Here is a 22,282-nt window from a genome sequence, read left to right as displayed (position 1 = left end):
AACTATTGTGAGGGATTAGTATGGACAATCATTTAATCAACCAAACACAATTGAATACATATTACTTTAGCTATTTTAGAAGCTGTTTGTAGACATAATTCGTTATGGGTGCAAACAGGAAACAGAAATGTTTGTATCTATGATGGCTGAAGCAGTTTGTTTTGCTGAATATTTGCCACGTAGAGTTTATCTAAGTGGTGGATTAAATAACTTACCGTTTATTTTTACATAAAGTAAGCACCCACTTAGATAAGGATATCTCTAAGTGGGTGTTTTTTGTTTTATGTAATCATAGAGGTTTAAAAAATAAGGGGGATATAAAGATGAGAACAATTGGAATGAAGAAAAAAGTTATTTTAGGTTTAGCAACAGTTACTGCAGGTTTAGTATTAGGAGCATGTGGAAACACAAGTGAAAGTGCAGATTCAGAAATGATAAATGTTGGGATTTTGCAGTATATGGAACATGATTCTTTAACGCAAGCAAGAAAAGGATTCGTTAGTGAGTTAGAAGAAGCAGGATACGTCGAGGGAGAAAATTTGACGTTAAACTATCAGAATGCTCAAGGAGACCAAGCGAATTTGCAAAGTATGAGTGAAAGCTTAGTTGGAGACAATGAAGTTATCTTATCTATCGCAACACCTGCTGCACAGTCACTTGCAACAACTACCCAAGAAGATTCAATTTTATTTACTGCAGTTACAGATCCAGTAGATGCGGGATTAGTTGCTGATAATGAAGCTCCAGGTGGGAATGTAACAGGAACAAGCGATATGGTTCCAATTGAAGAACAAATTTCGTTACTATTGTCTTTAGCGCAAGATGCTGATACGATCGGAATTATTTACAATTCCAGTGAAGCAAATTCAAAAATCCAGGCTGATCTAGCACAAGAGGCAATTGAGGCAGAAGGAGTAGAAGTGAAAGTATTGACAGTCACAACTACAAATGATGTACAACAAGTCATGACAACGTTGGCTCAAGAAGTTGATGCTGTATACATTCCAACAGATAACACGCTAGCCAGTACAATGCCAACAGTTGGCGAAATTGCTTTAGAGTACAAATTGCCTGTTGTTCCAGGATCTTCGGAAATGGTAGAAGCTGGGGGTTTAGCGACTTATGGAATCAATTATGAAGAACTTGGACGTCAAACAGCAAAAATGGCTCTTAAAATTATTGAAGACGATGCAGATCCAGCAGAAATGGCAGTGGAAACATCTACTAATTTAGAATTGGTTATTAATGAAGAAGTGGCAAAATCATTAGGTATTGACCCTGAAAGTATCGTACTACCTGACTAAAGGGTAAAACATAAAGGAGCATGAGCATGGATATTATATTATCAAGTATTTCGCAAGGACTTTTATGGTCGATTATGGCGATTGGAGTTTATCTTACATTTAGAATTTTAGACATTGCAGACTTAACTGCAGAGGGAAGTTTCCCCTTGGGTGCAGCAATTTGCTCGGTATCCATTGTTTCAGGAATCTCACCATTGTTAGCTAGTCTGTTGGCATTGGTAGGGGGAATGCTAGCAGGAATCGTATCCGGGTTATTGCATACGAAACTTAAAATTCCTGCGTTACTGACCGGGATTTTAACGATGACTGCTTTATACTCTATTAACTTAAGGATATTAGGCAAAGCGAATGTTACTTTGTTGGGCCAAGATACATTGATGCGCACGTTACAATCGTTTGGCTTAGAAAATCGTATGGCTGTTTTAATCGTTGGCGGGGGAGCAATTGTTTTAGTTATTTTAGTCCTTTATTTATTTTTTAGTACTGAAATAGGATTGGCATTGCGTTCTACTGGAGATAATGAAGCTATGAGTGAAGCGAATGGGATTCATACAGATACAATGAAAATTTTAGGGTACATGTTGTGTAACGGATTGATCGCTCTATCAGGTGCATTGATTGCCCAAAACAACGGTTATGCAGATATCAGCATGGGGATCGGGACGATCGTCATTGGATTAGCGTCTATCATCATTGGTGAAGTTATTTTCCAGCGGTTGTCTTTTGCCAAACGATTGATCACTATTGTGATTGGTGCAGTTGTTTACCGCCTAATTATTGATTTCGTATTGCAATTAGGAGTAGAACCTCAAGATATCAAATTATTTTCAGCCATTGTACTAGCAATTGCTCTTTCCACTCCTTTATTGAAAAAGAAACCAAGAAGGATTAAAAGAGTTGGTAAGAAGGGAGCAGAGTTAGTATGACAGCAATTTTGGAATTAAGAAATATCCATAAAAGTTTTGAAGTGGGCACGGTCAATGAGAACCATGTATTAAAAGGAATAGATTTGACGATTGAGGAAAAAGAATTTGTTACGATTATCGGAGGAAATGGTGCTGGTAAATCAACATTATTAAATAGTGTAGCTGGAACCTATGTAGTAGATGAAGGTGTTATTTTATTGGACGGAAAAGATGCTACCAACAAAAGAACCAACGAAAGAGCAAGAGATATTGGACGAGTTTTTCAAGACACAAAGATGGGAACAGCGACACGACTGACAATCGAAGAAAATTTAGCGGTAGCTTTTAAAAGAGGGAAAAAAAGAGGGTTAACACTTGGTGTAAAAGATAAGCAACGTGAAATTTTCAAAGAGCAATTAAAATTTTTGGAATTAGGATTAGAAGACAGATTGAAAATGGAAGTGGGATTATTATCTGGTGGACAAAGACAAGCTTTGACATTGCTGATGGCGACAATTATTCCACCAAAATTACTTTTATTGGATGAACATACAGCAGCACTTGACCCTAAGACTAGTAAAATGGTGTTGAAGTTAACAGATAAAATTGTCCACGAAAAAAAATTGACTGCGATGATGATTACTCATAATATGGAAGATGCGATTGCTCATGGAACAAGATTAATCATGCTTCATAATGGGAAGATAGTAGTAGATGTTTCTGGGGAAGAAAAGAATCGTTTAACTGTACCAGACTTATTAGCTTTGTTTCAAAAGAATAGTGGGGACACGGTTACAGAAGATGCATTGATATTAGGGTAAATATATCCTAGTTCACCTCTTTAATAAACAATAAAAAAACGAGGTTAGGATAAAGCCCTAATCTCGTTTTTCGATTCGAATAATTATTCTTAAGTAGCACTAAAAGCAGACCCAGCGAAAATTTTTATCTGATGCTCGTATTCTATTCTTTTACACTTTTAGCTAATGGCCATTTATCAAAGAACGTATTCATAAATAACATAGGCATCATATAGACGAATTGTCCGCCTAAGATGCCCAACATAGGATGACCTAAACTTAAATCATTTGCACCAAACGGAGACAGTTCTAACGTGGTCGTTAACCACAAGATTCCTAGAACTGAACCGATAATCAACACAATTACTAATTGAATCATTATACGGCCAACAGTTGAGGGCATCACTTCTTTTGATGGGTAATCGTCAAAGTGGTGGTGCCAAGTCAATAAGACATTAATGATTGTTAATGTACCTGAAGCTACCGCCATATCTGGTACGAGCCCTAACGAATTTGCTAGAGGTGTTAACAAGGTTCTCAATAATGGTAAAAAAGTAAAAGCTCCAACTAATGCTATGCCCAAACCAACAAACCCTGACCAAGGTTGTTTTGTAGTAATAAATTTTTGTGGATAACCTTCTGCACCTTCTGCTGGCAATAAAAAGAAGAAGATAAATAATTGGCACCAAGCCAATGCGGTTGACCAGTCTCCGAATGGAGTCCCTGTAACAGCTGTTCCATCTATTTCAAACGTCATAAAACTAGGTAAAATAAACACTACCCAGCTCAATATTGCTAAAAATAACCCTAAAGAGAGTGTTCCTATTGCAATGACACGTGGTTCGTGACTGAGCTTACTAAACGGGTATTTTCCAAATAAACTAACTAAAGGTATTTGAGCTAAGATGACCGTTAAAGCAAAAAAGTTTGTAGCAGCCCAGCCTTTAATAGCGAGTAAACCTTCTTGCTCACTGCCTGGTCTGAATAAAATTTGCCAATTGAACGGTTCCCACCAAAGACCCATCAAAGAAACAAAAGCGACAAAACCTAATAGACCGGCTAAGAAAGCTAGCAATGTGTAGCGAATTCCAACTATAGGTTGCTTCATTGATTTAGTATATTTCCCATAATTTCCCATGTTTAAACTGAACCAAACCCAAGTACCAATAACCATCCAAAAGAAAGTTCCCTCGACAGCCTCTTTCAAAAAATGACCTTGTACTCCTGAAGACAAACTACTAACAGCGTTCCCGCCAATGAATAAGAAAATTTGTTTCCAAACCAACGACCATGTGATCCAAGCTATTGAGGCAAAGACTAGTAAAAAAGCCACTGTAGCTAAACCGCTCAAAACAGGATGTCCAAACCTTTTTTTCATAACATATTTTTCCATTTGTTTCTCCTTTATTATAAGAGATGCGTCACTCACCAAGGAACTTCACTAGCTCTATTTATTAGACTAACTTATCATCATTGCAGTTCGAAATAGTAAACGTTTACAATTTTAGTCTAAGCGATACAACTAAATGTGTCTATTAACCATTACTTATAGAGTCTATTAAAAACTATTGCTGCTTTGCATTTCTCCTTAAATGTAAAAAGAAGGTAGAGGATGCGTTAGCGCAATCTCTACCTTCTTTTGCGAGTAATGAAGTTTAAAAAAATATTTATTAGATAGATAAAGGAAGTTTTTCTCCAATAACAGCTAGACGTTCGGCAACATCTTCTTGGCTTAAGCTGTTGCGTTTTACATACAAGTTTGCTGGCGCTACACGGCAGTCATGGCAGCATCCACGTAAATACTTGTGTTCATTTTCTTCCGAAGATAAAATTTGACGGTTACATGCTGGATTTGCACAGTTCACGTAACGTTCACATGGGGTGCCATCAAACCAGTCACGACCAACAACTACATGTTCTTTTTGATTAACAGGAACACTTATGCGTTCATCAAATACGTACATTTGACCATCCCATAAGTCGCCTTGAACTTCAGGATCTTTTCCATAAGTAGCGATTCCTCCATGGAGTTGTCCAACGTCTTTAAAACCTTCTTTAACTAACCAACCAGAAAATTTCTCACAGCGGATTCCACCTGTACAGTAAGTTACCACTCGTTTATCCATAAATTGTTCTTTATTGTCACGGATCCATTGAGGCAACTCTCTAAAGGTTCTGATTTCAGGGCGTACTGCACCTCTAAAATGACCCAAATCGTACTCATAATCATTACGAGCATCGATGACAATGGTATTTTCATCAAGAATAGCTTCGCGGAATTCCTCAGGGTCTAGGTATTCACCGGTTACTTCATTAGGGTCGATGTCATCTTCTAAGTTTAGAGATACCAATTCGGGGCGTAGACGTACAAACATTTTTTTGAAAGGAGCACGTTCTTCTTCATCTACCTTAAAAACTAGGTCTGAAAAACGAGAATCGGCATGCATCTCATCAATGTATTGTTGTGTTTGGTCATAAGTACCTGCAATAGTACCGTTTATACCTTCTTCAGCAATTAAAATTCTTCCTTTTAAATCAACTTCTTTACAAAAGGCCAAATGTTTTGCGGTATATTCTTCTGGATTTTTGATATGAACATATTTATAGTAAAGTAAAACACGGTAATCTTTAGACATAGTAAATCCTCCTAATTTGATTCATAACACTAGGTAGACGGACTACCTGAAAGTTAATCTATACTAACAATACATTATACACTAATAAAATAATAGAAATCAATACCTCAAAAAAAAGGATGTGTTTTAATGGAAAGGTGCAGTTGGGCAACAACAGATTTAATGAAGAAATATCATGATGACGAGTGGGGAAAACCTCTGCACGATGATCAAGCTCTATTTGAACTGCTAATTCTAGAAACAATGCAAGCAGGATTAAGTTGGTCTACTATTTTAGCTAAAAGAGAGAATTACCGTGAAGCATTAGATGGATTTGATCCAGAAAAAATTAGTCATTATGATCAAAATAAGATAGAAGAATTGCTTTCCAATCCTGGGATCATCAGAAATAAATTAAAGATAGCTTCTATCATTAAAAATGCAAAAGCTTTTTTAAAGGTAAAGCAAGAATACAACTCATTTGATCAATACATTTGGTCATTTGTAGAAGGAGAACCAATTGTAAATCACTTTAACAACTTCGAACAACTACCAGCTAAAAATGAACTATCCACTAGTTTATCTAAAGATATGAAAAAGAGAGGATTTTCATTTGTTGGGCCAGTCACGTGTTACGCATTTATGGAAGCGGCAGGTTTAGTAAATGATCATAGCGATAATTGTTCATTTAAATGAAAGACGTTTTATTTGACACACAGTTGTAATATAAACGATACGATTCTATCACATAGATTATGCTATACTGAAGTCCGTTAAGAAATCGATAAAAAAAGACTTTTAATCAAATTGTAATTTGGAGGGGTAAAAAACGTGAATAAAAAACTAGTAACTATCGCAATCTTAGGAACCATGACCTTTAGTTCTCTTATATTACCAACTGCCGTTAGCGCTGAAACTACTACAAATAAACTTACTGAATCTGAACAACAAGTAACCCAAACACAAGAAGCAATTGAAGCAGCTCAACAAAAAGTTGATGCTCTACAAAATCAATCAAGTGAAACAGAAGCAGAATTAGCAGCTATTACTAATTCAATTGATTCAAACAAAGATAAAACTGATTCATTATTAGCAGAAATTGAATCATCTCAAAAAGAAAAAACAACACTTGAAAATGAAATTAAAGCTCTTGAGGAAAAAATTGCACAACGTAGTGAACAACTTGAAGATCAAGCTCGTACAGTACAAGTAAATGGAGACACAAAAAACTACATAGAATTTGTTATTGAAGCTGATTCGATGTCTGATGTGATTGGACGAGTAGATGTAGTCACTGATTTAGTAAAAGCAAACAAAGATCTTGTTCAAGCACAAGCAGATGATAAAGAATCAGTAGTAGAAAAGAAAGAGAAAACGGAACAATCGATTGTTCAACAAAATGCCCTTGCAGCTCAACTTGAAAATGCAAAAGCTGAAATGGAACAACAATTATTAGAAAAAGAAGTTGTGGTTTCTCAATTAGCAATTGAAACAGCGAGTGCACAATCAGATAAAGATAAATACATCGCTCAAAAGGCAGAAGCTGAAAATCAAGTAGCAGAATATACTGCTGCCCAAGAAGCAGCAGAGTTAGCTGTATTGACAAGTTATGAAGCAGAACAAACAGAAGAACCAATTGTAGAAGAAACTTCTGAAAATGAAGAAGTGGTAGTTGCAGAATCAAGTGAGACTGTTGAAGAAACTCAAGCACTAGAAGAAAGTGAAGTGGTAGCTTCTACTCCAACAGAGACCGCAAAAAAAGTTGATAATGCACCTACTACAACAAAAGCGCCAGCAAAAACAAAAACACCAGCAAAAACTGAAACAAGTGCACCAGTAAAAACAGAGACTAAGGCACCAGTAAAAACACCTGAGGCTCCTAAACCAACAACGCCAGCACCGTCTACAAGTGGTGGTACATCTTGGTCAAAATTGCAACCACATGCAACTAGTGTGATGGGCACACCATATTTATGGGGTGGAACAACCACCAATGGTTTTGACTGTTCTGGTTTTACTTCTTATGTATTTGCAAAAATTGGAATTTCTTTGCCACGTACAGCAGCTGCACAATATGCATCTTCTACTAAAGTGTCAAATCCACAACCTGGAGATTTAGTTTTCTTTAGTAGTGGCGGATCAATCACTCATGTAGGAATTTATGTTGGAAATGGCCAATTTATTGGATCACAAAGTAGTACAGGCGTTGCTTATACTTCAGTTAGCTCTTCTTATTGGGGACCTAAACTTGTAGGATATGGACGTTACTAAAAGATAAAAAAGAATTTCCTTGTCAAATTGACAAGGAAATTCTTTTTTTATCAACTAAATAATTTAATTTCTAAAAACAACGGTTCCAAAGGGTGCTAAGTGTAAATGTGTTCCAGATAAACTATTCCCTTCATTTGCAAGAATAATAGTCCATTCTTGCAAATCATCAATTATTTGTACATTTTCTGCTTTATCAGAAAAATTACAATAAATCAGTGCTTTTTGTTCTCCATACGTTCTTTCGTAGATGTACAAGGAATCTTTGGTAGGTTTCAATTGAAAAGATCCTTCGACAAATAAAACTTCCTTTTTTAGAGAGATTAATTGACGATAATAATTTAGAATGCTATTCGGCTCAGAATTTTGATCGTTCACATTGTATTTTTCTTCTGTATTCGATTTTATCCAAGGTTTAACTGTAGAAAAACCAGAAAAACTTGAATTATCCCACTGCATAATTCCGCGGCTAATATTTTTAGCTCTAGCATTGAAATGCTGCTTTATTTCATCTTCTGAATATCCTTTTTCTTTAGCCTTTTCAATAATCTTATCCTTTCCAGGAATTTCAAAATCATCAAAATTATCAAAATAACTATTTTTCATACCAATTTCTTCTCCATAATAAATAATAGGAATCCCTTTTTGAAGATACATTAAAGTAGCTAACATTTTGCTGCTGTTATCTCTATATTGTTTTATATCGCCAAATCTAGAAACTGCTCTAGGCATATCATGATTATTCCAGTAAAGGATAGGACCGCCGCGCGCAGCTAGTTTTGATTGCCAATTATTCATTTCAAATTTAAATTTTTCTTTATCCAGTTTCCCGATTTGAATATCAGAAGGTAATGAAGGGTCTTTTAATTTTTCTATTTCAGGAAAATAAGTGAAGGAAATGACATTATCCATCATATCTTTTTCAGAGCCGATATAGTCTAATGCTAAATCGGCTCCAGCAGTTGGTGCTTCGCCAATAACTAAAAGTTCTTCATTGTATTTTCTTAGTTCATTACTGAATTCCTCAAGGTATTTAGTTATGTTGGGTCCATGTTCATTGACGGATTTACCGGAACCTTCTCCATCTTTAGCTGCATTTGAATCATCAGGCAATCCTTCTTTTTTATCAATAAATAAGACTGCATCTAAACGAAAGCCATCAATGCCATTTTCAATCCAAAATTTCCCAATATTCATCATTTCTTTTCTTACTTTAGGATTAGCCCAGTTGAGGTCAGCCATGCTATCTTTGTAAAGATGCAGATAAAATTGATTTCCATTCGGTTCTTTTGTCCAAGAAGGTTCTTTATCATCAGAATACCAATTATTTGGATAGTCTCTATCATCAGGAGCGTCTGCCCATATATAATAATCACGATAAGGATTCTCTGGACCTTTGATGGCCTCTTTAAACCAATAATGCTCAGTAGAAGTATGATTTAATGGAAAGTCATAGATAAGCTTCATTCCACGATTATGAACTTCTTTAACGAATGTTTCAGATTGTTCTTTTGTACCAAATAACGGATCAATTGCATAGTAGTCAGATACGTCATAACCATTGTCTTCTTGAGGAGACAGCATATTTGGATTTACCCATACTGTATTTACTCCTAAAGATTGCACGTAATCAAGCTGTTTTAAAGCTCCTTTTATGTCACCAATACCATCTCCGTTAGAATCTTGGAAACTTCTTGGGTAAATTTGATAGATGATTGCTTTTTGCCACCATTTCATTTTAGTCATACATAAGTCCTCCAATAGTGAATAGGGTTAAATTTAATAGAATAATTTAATTTTAGCGAATGATTCTATAATAATCTATTAACATGCTTGTTAAAAAGAACAAAGCTGAAAAATAATAAAATGAGTGCATTATATTCGATTAGAAAATAAATTATTGTTAAACTAAATATGGATAAAATTTTATTAAGGATGGTGAGCATCAATGACAGAACGAGAAAAAGAAATCATCGAAACTCAGGCTCCAAAAGAAGATTATCGACAAGAAGATGCAAATAAAGAAATGAGTCCGGTTCCAAAAAACGAGTCGCCTGATTACAAACCTGCTGGTAAATTGGAAGGGAAAGTAGCTATTGTAACTGGAGCAGACAGCGGTATTGGAGCAGCTGTTGCCATTGCATTTGCCAAAGAAGGGGCAGATGTTGTTGTAACAGATTACGAAAATAAAGAAGATGCTGAGAATTTAAGAAAACGGATTGAAGAAATCCGTGGTAAAGTTCTTTGGTTCACAGGGGACGTTGGTGACGAATCGTTTGCACAAGAAGTAATTAAAAAAACGATAGCGGAATATGGCAGTATAGATATTTTGGTGAATAACGCTGCCGAACAACATACGCGTAAATCGATTACCGAAATTACTGCTGCACAGTTGGATCGTACTTTCCGTACCAACATTTTTTCAATGTTTTATTTTGTAAAAGCAGCATTGCCTCATATGAATGAAAATGGAAAAATTATTAATACGACTTCTGTAACGGCTTATCAAGGTTCACCAGGTTTATTAGATTATTCATCTACTAAAGGTGCTATAGTAGCCTTTACTCGTTCGCTTTCACAAAATCAAGAAATCATTGATAAGAAAGTTCGTGTCAACGCAGTAGCTCCAGGTCCAATTTGGACTCCTTTAATTCCGGCAACTACACCAAACGATGATAAAGAAGAATTTGGAGCATCTGTTCCAATGAAACGAGCAGGTGAAGCATATGAACTTGCACCTACCTATGTTTACTTAGCTAGTGAAGATTCTAGCTATGTTAGCGGACAAGTTCTACACGTAAATGGAGGAACAGTTGTGAATGGTTAAAATCAGCATACGGTAAAGGTAAGAGTTAGAATAGGTTTAACAAATAGAATGATTATCCTATAGTTAAATAAAAAAAAGCAGAGCACAAGGCATTTATTATCCTTGTGTTCTGCTTTTTCAGTAACCTAAAAATGCCTTTTTGTAGCAATAGTATTGACCATAAGTTAAACTAACTATATAAAAAAACAAGTCTTATTTAGAAGTAGGAAAGGTTGATGGAAAATGAAAAAAGCTGTATTGATCGTAAATCCTTCTTCTGGGGGAGAAAAAGGAAAGGAATATTCTAAGCTCGCTTTAGAAACATTAGAACGATTATATGATGAAGTTGTACTAAAGGAAACAGAAAAAGGCGGGGATGCTGAAGCATTTGCCAAATCTGCGTCTAAAGAAAGAGTGGAAGCGGTTTTTGTTATGGGCGGTGATGGTACTGTAAATGAAAGTATAAGTGGTCTAGCTGAAGAAGAGTATCGTCCAAAATTGGGAATTATCCCTTTAGGTACAGTTAATGATTTAGGTCGTGCACTGGGTATTCCACTTGACCCAGCAACTGCCATTCGAATACTGCCAGATGCAATCACAAAAAAACTAGATATTGGCAAAGTAAATGATTCTTATTTTGTAGATGTCATTGCCATTGGGAAAATTCCTGAAGCTGTTAAAAACGTAGGTGCGGACCAAAAAACAAGATTAGGTTCATTAGCTTATTTTATTGAAGGTGCAAAGGCATTAAGTGATGGTCAAAGTTATACATTTAAATTAGAATTAGACGATGAGGTCTATGAACAAGAATCTAGTTTAGTACTTATTGCATTGACGAATTCTGTAGGAGGATTTGAAAAAATGCTGCCTCATGCAAAAATTGACGATGGTTACTTGCATTTAATCGTATTAAAAGGCAAAACGTTGATGGACAAGCTTAAATTAGTTCCCAAAATAGTCTCAGGAAATGCGATTGATGCAAATGAAACATTGTATAAAGAATTTAAATCAGGAAAGATCTCTGTTTCTGAAGAAGATAATCAAGTGATAAGCAATATTGATGGTGATGAAGGAGACAAGCTTCCTCTTAATGTTCAAGTTCTACCTAGTCACATTACTATTTTTGTTCCAAGGGATACAAAAGAAGAATAAAAAAAAGAACTATGACAATCATTTAAACGATTGTCGTAGTTCTTTACTATTATTTAATGTACTCTTTTGTTAATTCCATAAAAGTAGAGACGTCAGTTTTCATGATGGCAATACCAGCTTCCCAGAAATCAGGTTTTGTTAAGTCTACAGCTAGATGTTTCATAGCTAGGTCCTCAGTAGACATAGAAGCTGTATCCCTTAATAGTGCGATGTATTTATCTTCAAAACCAGATCCTTCTTCTAATGAACGAGCATAAATTCCTAAACTAAATAAGTAACCAAAAGTATACGGGAAATTATAAAAAGGAACGTCAGCAATGAAGAAGTGAAGTTTACTAGCCCAAAAATGAGGATGATATTCACTTAATGAATCTTGGTAAGCTTCTTTTTGTGCCTCTTCCATCAATTCACTGAGACGTTCATCTGTAACAATTCCATTTTGACGTTCATTATAAAAACTGGTTTCAAATAAGAAGCGAGCATGGATGTTTAAAAACATAGCTAAGGCATTTTGTATTTTAGTATCCAATAAGGTAATTTTTTCTTCTTTTGAAGCAGCTTCTTTAACGGTGGCGTCAGCTACAATCATTTCTGCAAAAGTACTCGCTGTTTCAGCAACATTCATGGCATAGTGCTGGTTAAGTGTTGGCAAATCAGTCATTACGTGGCTATGAAAAGCATGACCCAATTCGTGGGCTAAAGTCGAGACTTCGCTAGGCGATTCAGCGTATGTCATGAAAATACGAGATTCTTTACTTTCCGGTAATTCTGAACAGTAACCACCTGGTCTTTTTCCAGCGCGGTCTTCTGCTTCAATCCAGTTATGATCAAAAGCATATTGAGCAAAGTCAGCCATCTTCCCACTGAATTTCCTAAAATTTTCAACAATAAAATCAGCTCCAACGTCATATGGGTAGACTTTAGCTGTTGCATCCCCAATGATTACGGGTGCTTCCGTATCCTGCCAAGATAACTTGCCTTTTCCGAGTAAGTGAGCTTTCCGATTTAAATAATCAATAAAGGGTTGTTTCTGCTCGCTAACTGCTTTCCACATTGTATCTAATGTTTCTTGTTTCATCCGATTGTATTCTAATGGACGTTTCAAGAAATCTTTCACACCATGAGCTTTATAATCAGCTAAGCGAAACCCTGCTAGATGATTTAACGTGTCGCTAAATAAAGGAGACATACTTCCCCATGTTTTTTCCCATTTTCTGAATAATTGCTCACGAACGGCTGGATCAGGGTCGGTATTCATTTTATTGTAAGCCTGTCCTGCAGATAAAAGAGTAGTTTTTCCTTGGCTGTCTTCAAAAGGAATTTCAATTGTTGCGACCAATGAATCGTAATGGTCGCTCCATCCTTGAAATCCATCGATAGATAGGGCATTGATCAAGGTTTCTTCAGCTTCGCTTAATAAGTCTTTTCCTTGTGTACGTGTTTCATTTAGACTGAAATCAATCGCTTTGAAAGCAGGCAAGTCAATTAATTCATTCCATTTATCATCTGGCATGGAAACCATTTTTTTGGTTAAAATGGTTTGAAGAGTACTAAAAGCACTATTTAATTCGAAAATTTGGCCTAAAATAGCTCCTGCTTGTTTATCAGATACATCTGCAGATTGAACTGCTTCTATAAAGGTGAAAACTTGCGAAAGGCCTTTTGATAGTTCTTCTTGAATTAGTAAAATATCAGCAAAACTTTTAAACTTTGGATGGTCTTTTTCTGTGTCCCAGTGAGTAACTAGATGAGTGAATTCATCTAACTGACCTCGAATGGTATTTAACTTTTCTTTTAATTGAGGTGAGTTGCTGCCTCCTGGGAAAATAGATTCAAGATCCCATGTCATACTATATTTCATATCGTAACATCCTTTCGAGTTCTGAATACATTTATTATACTCTAGTTTGTAGTAGTTTTGAAACCAACAATAAGTTACAGGAGCCAATTTTTATAAAGCGACTTGAAAATAACTACCAAAATCAATTTCAGTTCATGTAAAATAGAAACAGCCAACGTGATGATGGATGAAACAGTAAAAAAAATTAGAAAGAAGGAAAATAAGGATGCAATCTACTTTAAAGGATAATCTTTTTATTGCACTTGCATTGATAATTATGGGTGGATTATTTTATAGTTCTTCTCAGCCATACGGTGAACAATCGTTAACAGGTGTATTGGATACCGTATTAGCTAAAGAACCATTGAAAGACCTATTAAGCCATATCCAATTTAATTATGCAGGTAGTGAAGTGAGCATTGCTGCCCAAGGATACAGTTCATTTGTGGAATTTTTTATTCGAAAATTAGCTCATTATGGAATTTATTTTTTATTAGGATTGTGCTGGTTTTTAGGATTAAAAAATAAAATGACGAATATTGGATTAGCAGCCTTTGTAGCTTGGTTATTAGCATCTGGGTATGCCGCATTTGATGAATTCCATCAAAGTATTACGCCAGATCGAACACCATTGATGGAAGATGTTGTTTTAGACTCAACTGGTGCCATCACAAGCATTCTTTTAGCTTTGGCATTTTTTTTGTTTATTTCTAAAAAGAAATATGCAAAACGATCCGTTAAAAAATTCAAGCGGTAACGAATACAGATGTATAGTTGCTCTATAATGGGATTTTTGATAAAATAAGTAAGGCTAATTATTCTAGCTTAATACACTTATACTATGAAATGGGGAGTTTGGAGTGTCAGGACATTCAAAATGGAGTAATATCCAAGGGCGTAAAAATGCTCAAGATGCAAAACGCGGAAAAATATTTCAAAAAATATCAAGAGAAATATACATGGCTGTAAAAAGTGGTGGGCCTGATCCAAACACAAATCCTTCATTACGTATGGTGATGGACAAGGCTAAGTCTAATAATATGCCAAATGATAATGTTGAACGTGCCATAAAAAAAGGTAGCGCAACAGGTGAAAATGAAAATTATGATGAAGTTATCTATGAAGGTTATGGACCAAAAGGAACTGCTGTTCTGGTGCATACGTTAACAGATAATTTAAACCGTACTGGAACAAATATTCGTGTAGCTTTTAATAAAAATGGCGGTTCATTAGGTGAAAAAGGTTCTGTTAGTTATATGTTCGATCGCAAAGGGTATATCGCAATCGAACGTGAAGGATTAGATGTCGATGAAGATACGATGCTAATGAGCGTTTTAGAGGCTGGTGGAGATGAAATGGAAACATCAGATGAAGTATTTGAAATTTATACTGATCCCTCTGATTTACCAGATGTGCGAGACGCTTTAGAAAAAGAAGGCTATACATTAGCGCAAGCTGAAGTAACGATGATTCCACAAACAACGGTTCAATTGCCAGAAGATAAAAAAGCTTTATTTAATCAAATGATTGACAAACTTGAAGAAGACGATGACGTATCAGAGGTCTTCCACAACGCTGAATTATAATAATAACTTAAAAGAAATCCGTGCCTTTCTAGCAATTATAGAAAGGCACGGATTTCTTTGTATATAAAGCAGTAGAAAGAATAACGAAATTCTTTGTCCTTTACATACATTTAAACTAAGAGCATTAAAAGAACTAAAGGGGAAGGAGGAACAAAAGTGGAAATGGAAGAGTTTGCTCAATATATTATTGTAAAAGCTAAAGAAATAGGAACTAGTGACATTCATGTTTTACCTGAGGAAGATCATTACAGTTTGTATTTTCGAATTGGTGGAAAAATGAGTTTTTGGAACAGTGTACCCGAAGAAAACGGAAAACGGGTTATCTCTTATTTTAAATATTTATCCAATATGGATGTAGGTGAGCGAAGAAAACCTCAAAGCGGAGCTTCACAATTGCTAATGAATGGAAAACCTACAGCTTTAAGATTTTCAACGATCACAAATTTTCGTGCTCAAGAATCAATGGTAATCAGAATTTTAAATCCAGCTGCTCATTTATCATTATTGAAAACAACCTATTTTAAAAAGGAAGTAGAAGTGATCGAGCAATTGGCTCAGTTTAATAGTGGGTTGCTGATTTTTTCCGGACCAGTTGGATCAGGAAAAACAACGACGATGTATCAACTTGTTCGTGAGAGCTATTTGATAAGTAAGCAACAAGTCATCACGGTTGAAGACCCAGTAGAAATTGAAGAACCGTTTTTTTTACAAACACAAGTGAATGAAAAAGCTGGAATTACTTATGAGTCCCTTTTAAAGTCTAGTTTACGTCATCATCCGGATACCATTATTATTGGTGAAATAAGAGATGAAGAAACAGCAAAAATGGTTATTAGAGGGGCGTTAACCGGACATCTGATTATTGCAAGCGTTCATGCTAAGAATGCTGTAGGGGTTGTTTCTCGTCTGTTAGAACTAGGTGTAACACAAGAACAACTAAAACAAACGTTGCTCGGTGTAGTATTTCAAAAATTGATCCCAAAATATTGCCCATTTTGTAAGGGAGACTGCGACCCTGGATGCGCACACAACAATCTATATGAAAAAAGAGCGGTTTTATATGACGTTTTATCGGAAAAAGAACTCAAACAATTTCTCGCTCAGACACACTCAGAAGAAGAAATCCAAGAAAAGCAAACAAGGTCTTTTAACTTATTACTAAGAAAGGCGTACGCATATGGCTATGTTAGTGAAAAAAACTATATTCAATTCCAGATTCCTTAAAAAGAAATCAATAGCTGTACAGGCAGCATTTTTAAATAAACTTTCTGCACTGATGACAGAAGGGTTCTCTTTAAAAGAGGCATTGTTATTTTTGAAAATGATTTTACCAAAAGAAGTTCAATGGATTCAATCGATTCTTGAAGAACTAGAAAATGGAGAACGGTTTGACAATAGTTTAAAAAAACATGGTTTTTCTGAACGAATCTCTTCTCAAATTTATTTATCCTTTATCCATGGAAATCTGACAGAAGCATTGACAGCTAGTGGGAACTACTTAGAAGAAAAGGAGAAGCAGAGAAGCCAATTAAAGAAATTGTTACAGTATCCTATTTTTTTATTGCTTTTTATGATTGGTATTTTAATGGCTATTCGCTTTATGATACTACCCAATTACGAACAAATGAAGGCGAATCAGGGTTCTATTATTAATGCATTTTCAATAGGATTTATTTATCATTTCCCGACACTTTTAGGTATTTTTACAGTGGTTGTTTGTCTAATGATTTTAGTGATTCGTCACCAATTGGGAAAACGAACTGCGCTACAACGCACCGTTTTATTTATGAAAATTCCAATTTTCTCGACACTATTACGACTCTACTATACCAATTTATTTAGTTATGAATGGAGCCAATTATTAAAGAGTGGTCATCAAATGAATAAAATTATTGAATTAATGCAGACAAAGGAAACAACTCAATTGATGCAAGAAGTAGCTTTTAAGATGGAAAAGGAGCTGAGAGCAGGTCGAGATTTTAAAGAATCGATGAGCAGTTTTACTTTTTTTAATCGTGAATTAGGTTTTATCATCATGCATGGCGAAGCGACTAGTCGATTAGGAATCGAATTAGCTGTGTATGCCCAAGATTGTCAATTAAGATTAACAGGGCAAATCCAAACATTACTTGGTTACATTCAACCGATTATTTTTTTAATTATTGCTTTTTTTATTATGTGTGTTTACTTAGCTTTATTATTGCCAACGTTCTCAATGATGGAGGGAATTTTATGAAGAAGAAAAAAATACTGAATCAAAAAGGATTTACGCTTATTGAAATGGTAATGGTTTTATTTATTATTTCAGTATTGATGCTCCTTATCGTTCCAAATATAGTAAAACAAAAAGATTCTATTGACGTTCAAGGAACAGAAGCCTTAGTGACGGTTATCCAAACACAAGTAGAACTTTATGAATTAGATGGTCAACAAGAAGCAGTTTCTTTAAATTCATTACAACAGCAAGGCTATTTATCTGCTAAACAAGTGAAACAAGCTACTGCAAAATCGATTATTATTACAAATGGTGTCGTAAGTTTAAGTAAAAAAGAATGAATCCCTTAAACGAAAAAGGGATGATACTTTTTGAGATGCTTCTTGTTTTATTCGTTGCAGCTGTTTTAGTACTGATTCCAACAATCTATACCAATGAAACTAAAAACCAATTAGACAATCAGCTTTTTATTGAAGAATTTCAAAGTCAGATGACAGCTATTCAAAATTATGCTGTTTTGTCTGGACAAGTAACCATGATGACGGTGTCTTCTCAATATAAAACAGTTCAATTTAAAGTTATTGGAGATGAGAAAAACATATTGAATAAACTAATTTATTTACCAGAAACGATTACGACCCCTACGTATAAAACGTATTATTTTAATGGCTATACTGGGAACTTAAGAAATTTTGATACGCTGGTTTTTTTTATCAATAAGCAAAGACACACAATGACTTTTCAGTTAGGGAGTGGACGATATAAATGGCAGTAAGAAACTAAATCAAAAAGGGTATTTATTGATTGAAAGTTTAGTAGCTTTTTCTTTAGTGAGTTTATGCATCGCTAGTTATATACCATTCATTGTAGGTATGCTAAAAAAAGTAGACGCAGAAAAAACAGCCGTTGAAATGCACCGTATCCAGTATGAACAAATACAAAAAATCGAACAGAACCAAGCAATAGATACTACTTGGAAAACAGGAGGAAAGTTTTTTACTATCAATCCACTGATAAACAGTAGTCTAAAAGGAGTACGGATAAACTATGAAAACGAAGAAATTTTCATTGAAGTCCGCTCGTTTCAAACGTCCCACCCTTGATCAAAAAGGATTTACATTGATAGAAGCATTAGTAGCGTTATTTATCTTAGTCCTCTGTATTGCTCTCTTAAATGTTGTCACAACTCAATACAAAACGATTCGTAAACAGACTTTTGAAGATCGGCAGCTTGAATGGCACATGTTCTTAAATCAATTTGAATATACTTTAGAAGGACTCATTTTGGTCAATACAAAACCTAATGAATTGCAGTTTAAATTGCTGGATGAAGAAGGTCGATTTAAAGAAATGGTTTACTATGAAAAATATGATAATTTAGTTAGACGTCGAACGGGATCGGGAGGACATCATCCTATGTTGATGAAAGTAAAATCGATTAACTTTGTTCAAAAAAATTCATTTTTAGAGATAATAGTAACTTTTTCAAATCAAGAGACTTATCATGCACAACTAGGTATTGAACGTAATGTAGAGGGGATTCAAGGTGAATGAAAAAGGCGCGATATTGCCATCTGTAATGGTATTTCTTTTGTTAATGAGCATCATGATTTTAGGTACGAATAGAGTTTTTGAGAATCAAATGAATCAGTTAAGAATGACGAAACACTATTATGAAGTAGAAAGTATGCTGATTTTATCTAAGATAGAACTTAATCGTCAGTATGAGTTAGATAAAGAAATTCAAAAAGGGATCGTTACATTTCCTAATGGAATAGTGACTATTCAACGAAAAGAGGCAAACGTATTTATCTTAAATGGAACTTTTAAAGATGTATTTTCAAAACAGCTAGAAGTTGAATTAACTCCACAGACAACTGAAGAACTAAAGGTCAAAGAAGAAAAAGAATCAAACCAAGCTTCATCACTTGAAAAGTAACTATAAAAGAAAGCGAAGTAACTTCATTGGAAGCTTAGATGAGGTTATTTCTTTTTGTGGTCGTATTTGATATACTATTTGAATAGAAACGGCTAATTCAACCAATAGATCAGATACATATAAGAGAAGGAGTGAGGAATAGTGACTAAATTAATTAAATTACGTGAAGGCATGAAAAAAAGAGGAATTGATGCATTGTTAGTAACTAGTCCTTATAATTTACGCTATATTTCAAACTTTACAGGTACAACAGGTTTAAGCTTGATTACATTGGATAAAGCTTATTTTGTAACGGATTTTAGATATACTGAACAAGTAGCAACTCAAGCTATAGGATTTGAAATCGTTACTAATGTTGGGCCAATTTTTAATGAGGTAGCACGATTAGTAGACGAAAATAAAATTGAAAAATTAGGTTTTGAACAGGATTTCGTTACGTTTAGTACATTTGAATTACTAGAACAAATTATTTCAGGCGAATTAATCCCCATAAAAGGATTGATTGAAGAACTGAGAGAAATCAAAAGTGAAACGGAAATTGAAATCATCAAAAAAGCCTGTTCTATTTCTGATGCAGCATTCAAGTATATTCTAGGAGAAATCAAACCTGGAATGACCGAAATTGAAGTAGCTAATCTATTAGATTTTCATATGCGCGGTTTAGGTGCAACTGGAGTTTCATTTGACACGATTGTGGCTAGCGGTGTTCGTTCAGCTATGCCTCACGGAGTAGCAAGTCATAAGAAGATTGAAACAGGCGATTTTGTAACAATGGATTTTGGTTGTTACTATGAAGGCTATGTTTCGGATATGACGAGAACAATTGCAGTAGGTGAACCAAATGAAAAGTTGAAAGAAATTTATGCTATTACATTAGAAGCACAATTGAAAGTGATTGATGCAGCTAAACCGGGAATGACTGGTGTTCAATTAGATGCTGTTGCCCGCGATCATATTGCTAAATATGGGTATGGTGAAGCTTTTGGCCATTCAACAGGACATGGTATTGGATTAGAAATTCATGAAGGACCAAACGTTTCTAAATTAGCAGAAAAACGATTTGTACCTGGGAATGTCATTACCAACGAACCTGGAATTTATTTGCCAGGCTTTGGAGGAGTAAGAATTGAAGACGATTTAGTAATTACTAAAAACGGAAATGAAGTCATTACGCACTCTTCAAAAGAACTTATCATATTATAACGTGATTTAAATCGACAATTTATTAGGCAGAACACTGAAAAAATGATACACTTATACAGAAAAATAGGAACGGACTCATAGGAGGAAATTAAATGATTTCAGTAAATGATTTTAAAACAGGATTAACAATCGAAGTAGACGGTTCAATTTGGCGTGTTGTTGATTTTCAACATGTAAAACCAGGTAAAGGTGCTGCTTTTGTACGTTCAAAACTTAAAAATTTGCGTTCTGGTGCAGTACAAGAAAAAACTTTCCGTGCAGGAGAAAAAGTTAAAAAAGCTCAAATCGATAATAAAAAAATGCAATATTTATATGAAAGTGCTGGCGCATATGTATTTATGGATAATGAGTCATATGAACAAATCGAAATACCAGGTGATTCTATTGTTGAGGAATTAAAATATTTGAAAGAAAATATGGAAGTTCATATTTTAATGTATGATACAGAAGTATTAGGTGTTGAATTGCCAAATACAGTCCAATTGCGTGTAGCTGAAACTGAACCTGGTATTCGTGGGGATACTTCTTCAGGTGGAACAAAACCAGCAATTTTAGAAACTGGAACATCCGTAAATGTCCCTTTCTTCATCAATGTGGATGATGTGTTAATTGTTAATACTCAAGACGGTTCTTACGTTTCTCGTGCATAATCAATTGAATTTAAAATGAAATTAGTAAATATAGGAGGTTTGCCAAATGGCTGAAGAATCGACAGTTGCAATAAATGATACTAAAGGTACACTTGGAGAAATTGAAGTAGCTCCTGAAGTAATTGAAGTGATTTCTGGTATTGCTGCAAACAAAGTAGATGGAGTCTATGCAATGCAAGGAAAACTTGCTTCTGGTGTTTCTGAATTATTTGGTCGAGTAGACCACAAAAAAGGTGTCCATTTAACATCTGATGAAGATGGCTTGAAAGTAGACATTTATTGCTACTTTATTTATGGCGTATCGGTACCAAAAGTTGCTTTAGAAATCCAAGAAAAAGTAAGAGAACAATTGTTACAAATGACAGATATAACATTAGCTGAAGTAAATGTTCATATTGTAGGAATTGTCCCAGAAAAAACAGAATTACAAGAATTATTAGATCTTGATCAAGAAGAAGATGGTGACGAATAGTGAGTTTAACACGACGTGATATTAGAGAAAAAGCCTTACAATCGCTTTTTCAACTTTCTGCTAATGAAGATTTATCTAAAGAAGAAGCTATGCAACAAGCGTTGACTAGTGAAGATGAGTTAGCTGATGAAGTTGAAACAGTTCTGATACCAAGTTATTTAGATTTACTTGTATCAGGTGTAATGGGAAAACAAGATGAGATCGATGAAAAAATCAAAGCTCACTTAGAGAATTGGTCCCTAAATCGTTTGGCTAAAACAGATTTAATGATTATTCGAATTGCAATCTTTGAGATGATGTATGTTTCAGATGTACCAGACAGAGTTGCATTGAATGAAGCACTAGAAATTACCAAAAAGTACAGTGATGAAAAATCCAGAAAATTTGTTAATGGTGTTTTAGCAAACATAGTAAATGAGAACAGTGAAGATGAAGCTGAATAAGCTTTGTTTTCACTGCTTTTTTTTGCTTAAGTACACTATATAAAAAGTTTTACGAGACAGATTTGAGGGTATATCTGATCTAAT

The 22,282-nt window shown here is 34.9% G+C and carries 24 protein-coding genes; 20 read left to right on the top strand and 4 right to left on the bottom strand.

Annotated elements, in window-relative coordinates; all coding sequences use genetic code 11:
• Positions 1-323: 323 nt before the first annotated feature.
• The 3 genes from ACKI3H_RS10870 to ACKI3H_RS10860 are packed head-to-tail and all read left to right on the top strand — an operon-like array spanning position 324 to position 3,030.
• The gene (locus tag ACKI3H_RS10870; RefSeq protein WP_407372261.1) at positions 324-1,304 is read left to right on the top strand and encodes an ABC transporter substrate binding protein; all 981 of its coding nucleotides are present in this window, start codon (positions 324-326) and stop codon (positions 1,302-1,304) included.
• A 26-nt stretch (positions 1,305-1,330) separates the two neighbouring features.
• Positions 1,331-2,230, top strand: coding sequence for an ABC transporter permease (locus ACKI3H_RS10865; RefSeq protein WP_407372260.1), 900 nt, complete (start codon positions 1,331-1,333; stop codon positions 2,228-2,230).
• Positions 2,227-3,030 (top strand): ABC transporter ATP-binding protein, encoded by an 804-nt coding sequence (locus tag ACKI3H_RS10860; protein WP_407372259.1) that lies wholly within the window; start codon positions 2,227-2,229, stop codon positions 3,028-3,030. Before ACKI3H_RS10865 ends, ACKI3H_RS10860 begins: the two co-directional genes overlap by 4 nt.
• A 142-nt stretch (positions 3,031-3,172) precedes the next feature.
• Here the strand turns inward: ACKI3H_RS10860 and ACKI3H_RS10855 are convergent, their stop codons facing one another.
• Both ACKI3H_RS10855 and ACKI3H_RS10850 read right to left on the bottom strand, forming a co-directional pair.
• Positions 3,173-4,402, bottom strand: coding sequence for a hypothetical protein (locus tag ACKI3H_RS10855; RefSeq protein WP_407372258.1), 1,230 nt, complete (start codon positions 4,400-4,402; stop codon positions 3,173-3,175).
• 277 nt (positions 4,403-4,679) lie between these two features.
• Positions 4,680-5,645, bottom strand: coding sequence for a rhodanese-related sulfurtransferase (locus ACKI3H_RS10850; protein ID WP_407372257.1), 966 nt, complete (start codon positions 5,643-5,645; stop codon positions 4,680-4,682).
• 129 nt (positions 5,646-5,774) lie between these two features.
• On the opposite strand from ACKI3H_RS10850, the gene ACKI3H_RS10845 reads away from it, so the two are divergent.
• Both ACKI3H_RS10845 and ACKI3H_RS10840 read left to right on the top strand, forming a co-directional pair.
• A complete protein-coding gene (locus tag ACKI3H_RS10845; RefSeq protein ID WP_407372256.1) occupies positions 5,775-6,320 on the top strand; it encodes a DNA-3-methyladenine glycosylase I in 546 nt (181 codons plus the stop codon).
• A gap of 135 nt (positions 6,321-6,455) precedes the next feature.
• Complete coding sequence (locus tag ACKI3H_RS10840; protein ID WP_407372255.1) at positions 6,456-7,895, top strand: NlpC/P60 family protein; 1,440 nt, start codon at positions 6,456-6,458, stop codon at positions 7,893-7,895.
• Positions 7,896-7,958: 63 nt separating this feature from the next.
• Here ACKI3H_RS10840 and ACKI3H_RS10835 read toward each other — a convergent pair whose 3' ends face one another.
• Positions 7,959-9,638: a glycoside hydrolase family 13 protein gene (locus ACKI3H_RS10835; RefSeq protein WP_407372254.1), complete on the bottom strand. Its 1,680-nt coding sequence runs from the start codon at positions 9,636-9,638 to the stop codon at positions 7,959-7,961.
• Positions 9,639-9,840: 202 nt separating this feature from the next.
• Between ACKI3H_RS10835 and ACKI3H_RS10830 the strand changes: the two genes are divergently transcribed.
• Together ACKI3H_RS10830 and ACKI3H_RS10825 are read left to right on the top strand one after the other, a co-directional pair.
• Entirely contained in the window at positions 9,841-10,719 is an 879-nt protein-coding gene (locus ACKI3H_RS10830; RefSeq protein ID WP_407372253.1) for a glucose 1-dehydrogenase, read from the top strand.
• A gap of 222 nt (positions 10,720-10,941) precedes the next feature.
• The gene (locus ACKI3H_RS10825) at positions 10,942-11,850 is read left to right on the top strand and encodes a diacylglycerol/lipid kinase family protein (protein ID WP_407372252.1); all 909 of its coding nucleotides are present in this window, start codon (positions 10,942-10,944) and stop codon (positions 11,848-11,850) included.
• 49 nt (positions 11,851-11,899) lie between these two features.
• On the opposite strand, the gene ACKI3H_RS10820 is transcribed toward ACKI3H_RS10825, so the two are convergent.
• On the bottom strand, positions 11,900-13,711 hold the full coding sequence (locus ACKI3H_RS10820) for a M3 family oligoendopeptidase (RefSeq protein WP_407372251.1): 1,812 nt from the start codon (positions 13,709-13,711) through the stop codon (positions 11,900-11,902).
• A gap of 205 nt (positions 13,712-13,916) precedes the next feature.
• Between ACKI3H_RS10820 and ACKI3H_RS10815 the strand changes: the two genes are divergently transcribed.
• From ACKI3H_RS10815 to nusB, 13 genes are all read left to right on the top strand, one after another.
• Positions 13,917-14,447, top strand: coding sequence for a VanZ family protein (locus ACKI3H_RS10815; protein WP_407372250.1), 531 nt, complete (start codon positions 13,917-13,919; stop codon positions 14,445-14,447).
• 103 nt (positions 14,448-14,550) lie between these two features.
• Complete coding sequence (locus tag ACKI3H_RS10810) at positions 14,551-15,276, top strand: YebC/PmpR family DNA-binding transcriptional regulator (protein ID WP_035021796.1); 726 nt, start codon at positions 14,551-14,553, stop codon at positions 15,274-15,276.
• A 162-nt stretch (positions 15,277-15,438) separates the two neighbouring features.
• Positions 15,439-16,500 (top strand): competence type IV pilus ATPase ComGA, encoded by a 1,062-nt coding sequence (gene comGA, locus ACKI3H_RS10805; RefSeq protein ID WP_407372297.1) that lies wholly within the window; start codon positions 15,439-15,441, stop codon positions 16,498-16,500.
• Positions 16,454-17,512, top strand: coding sequence for a competence type IV pilus assembly protein ComGB (gene comGB, locus ACKI3H_RS10800; protein ID WP_407372249.1), 1,059 nt, complete (start codon positions 16,454-16,456; stop codon positions 17,510-17,512). Before comGA ends, comGB begins: the two co-directional genes overlap by 47 nt.
• Positions 17,509-17,832 (top strand): competence type IV pilus major pilin ComGC, encoded by a 324-nt coding sequence (gene comGC / locus ACKI3H_RS10795; protein ID WP_407372248.1) that lies wholly within the window; start codon positions 17,509-17,511, stop codon positions 17,830-17,832. The genes comGB and comGC overlap by 4 nt, the downstream gene beginning before the upstream one ends.
• Positions 17,829-18,266 (top strand): competence type IV pilus minor pilin ComGD, encoded by a 438-nt coding sequence (gene comGD / locus ACKI3H_RS10790; RefSeq protein ID WP_407372247.1) that lies wholly within the window; start codon positions 17,829-17,831, stop codon positions 18,264-18,266. Before comGC ends, comGD begins: the two co-directional genes overlap by 4 nt.
• A complete protein-coding gene (locus ACKI3H_RS10785) occupies positions 18,244-18,594 on the top strand; it encodes a type II secretion system protein (RefSeq protein WP_407372246.1) in 351 nt (116 codons plus the stop codon). Before comGD ends, ACKI3H_RS10785 begins: the two co-directional genes overlap by 23 nt.
• Positions 18,539-19,045: a competence type IV pilus minor pilin ComGF gene (comGF, locus tag ACKI3H_RS10780; RefSeq protein ID WP_407372245.1), complete on the top strand. Its 507-nt coding sequence runs from the start codon at positions 18,539-18,541 to the stop codon at positions 19,043-19,045. Before ACKI3H_RS10785 ends, comGF begins: the two co-directional genes overlap by 56 nt.
• On the top strand, positions 19,038-19,430 hold the full coding sequence (locus ACKI3H_RS10775) for a hypothetical protein (protein ID WP_407372244.1): 393 nt from the start codon (positions 19,038-19,040) through the stop codon (positions 19,428-19,430). Before comGF ends, ACKI3H_RS10775 begins: the two co-directional genes overlap by 8 nt.
• 138 nt (positions 19,431-19,568) lie before the next feature.
• Positions 19,569-20,633: a M24 family metallopeptidase gene (locus tag ACKI3H_RS10770; protein WP_407372296.1), complete on the top strand. Its 1,065-nt coding sequence runs from the start codon at positions 19,569-19,571 to the stop codon at positions 20,631-20,633.
• A gap of 92 nt (positions 20,634-20,725) precedes the next feature.
• Positions 20,726-21,283, top strand: coding sequence for an elongation factor P (gene efp / locus ACKI3H_RS10765; RefSeq protein ID WP_013710292.1), 558 nt, complete (start codon positions 20,726-20,728; stop codon positions 21,281-21,283).
• Between the two features lie 46 nt (positions 21,284-21,329).
• Positions 21,330-21,755, top strand: coding sequence for an Asp23/Gls24 family envelope stress response protein (locus tag ACKI3H_RS10760; RefSeq protein ID WP_013710293.1), 426 nt, complete (start codon positions 21,330-21,332; stop codon positions 21,753-21,755).
• Complete coding sequence (nusB, locus tag ACKI3H_RS10755) at positions 21,755-22,198, top strand: transcription antitermination factor NusB (protein WP_407372241.1); 444 nt, start codon at positions 21,755-21,757, stop codon at positions 22,196-22,198. Before ACKI3H_RS10760 ends, nusB begins: the two co-directional genes overlap by 1 nt.
• Positions 22,199-22,282: the final 84 nt, after the last annotated feature.

The organism is Carnobacterium sp. (assembly GCF_045617425.1).
Taxonomy (GTDB): domain Bacteria; phylum Bacillota; class Bacilli; order Lactobacillales; family Carnobacteriaceae; genus Carnobacterium_B.
Note: the sequence above shows the minus strand (reverse complement) of the source record. Positions and strands in the feature narration are given on the sequence as shown.

Bases quoted from the DNA above. Each gene is read 5' to 3' on its own strand.
- comGB (WP_407372249.1), top strand. From the start codon at position 16,454: ATGGCTATGTTAGTGAAAAAAACTATATTCAATTCCAGATTCCTTAAA.
- comGD (WP_407372247.1), top strand. From the start codon at position 17,829: ATGAATCCCTTAAACGAAAAAGGGATGATACTTTTTGAGATGCTTCTT.
- ACKI3H_RS10835 (WP_407372254.1), bottom strand. From the start codon at position 9,638: ATGACTAAAATGAAATGGTGGCAAAAAGCAATCATCTATCAAATTTAC.
- ACKI3H_RS10850 (WP_407372257.1), bottom strand. From the start codon at position 5,645: ATGTCTAAAGATTACCGTGTTTTACTTTACTATAAATATGTTCATATC.
- ACKI3H_RS10760 (WP_013710293.1), top strand. From the start codon at position 21,330: ATGGCTGAAGAATCGACAGTTGCAATAAATGATACTAAAGGTACACTT.
- ACKI3H_RS10830 (WP_407372253.1), top strand. From the start codon at position 9,841: ATGACAGAACGAGAAAAAGAAATCATCGAAACTCAGGCTCCAAAAGAA.
- ACKI3H_RS10855 (WP_407372258.1), bottom strand. From the start codon at position 4,402: ATGGAAAAATATGTTATGAAAAAAAGGTTTGGACATCCTGTTTTGAGC.
- comGA (WP_407372297.1), top strand. From the start codon at position 15,439: ATGGAAGAGTTTGCTCAATATATTATTGTAAAAGCTAAAGAAATAGGA.
- comGC (WP_407372248.1), top strand. From the start codon at position 17,509: ATGAAGAAGAAAAAAATACTGAATCAAAAAGGATTTACGCTTATTGAA.
- ACKI3H_RS10870 (WP_407372261.1), top strand. From the start codon at position 324: ATGAGAACAATTGGAATGAAGAAAAAAGTTATTTTAGGTTTAGCAACA.
- efp (WP_013710292.1), top strand. From the start codon at position 20,726: ATGATTTCAGTAAATGATTTTAAAACAGGATTAACAATCGAAGTAGAC.
- ACKI3H_RS10860 (WP_407372259.1), top strand. From the start codon at position 2,227: ATGACAGCAATTTTGGAATTAAGAAATATCCATAAAAGTTTTGAAGTG.
- ACKI3H_RS10815 (WP_407372250.1), top strand. From the start codon at position 13,917: ATGCAATCTACTTTAAAGGATAATCTTTTTATTGCACTTGCATTGATA.
- ACKI3H_RS10845 (WP_407372256.1), top strand. From the start codon at position 5,775: ATGGAAAGGTGCAGTTGGGCAACAACAGATTTAATGAAGAAATATCAT.
- ACKI3H_RS10865 (WP_407372260.1), top strand. From the start codon at position 1,331: ATGGATATTATATTATCAAGTATTTCGCAAGGACTTTTATGGTCGATT.
- ACKI3H_RS10825 (WP_407372252.1), top strand. From the start codon at position 10,942: ATGAAAAAAGCTGTATTGATCGTAAATCCTTCTTCTGGGGGAGAAAAA.
- comGF (WP_407372245.1), top strand. From the start codon at position 18,539: ATGAAAACGAAGAAATTTTCATTGAAGTCCGCTCGTTTCAAACGTCCC.
- ACKI3H_RS10820 (WP_407372251.1), bottom strand. From the start codon at position 13,711: ATGAAATATAGTATGACATGGGATCTTGAATCTATTTTCCCAGGAGGC.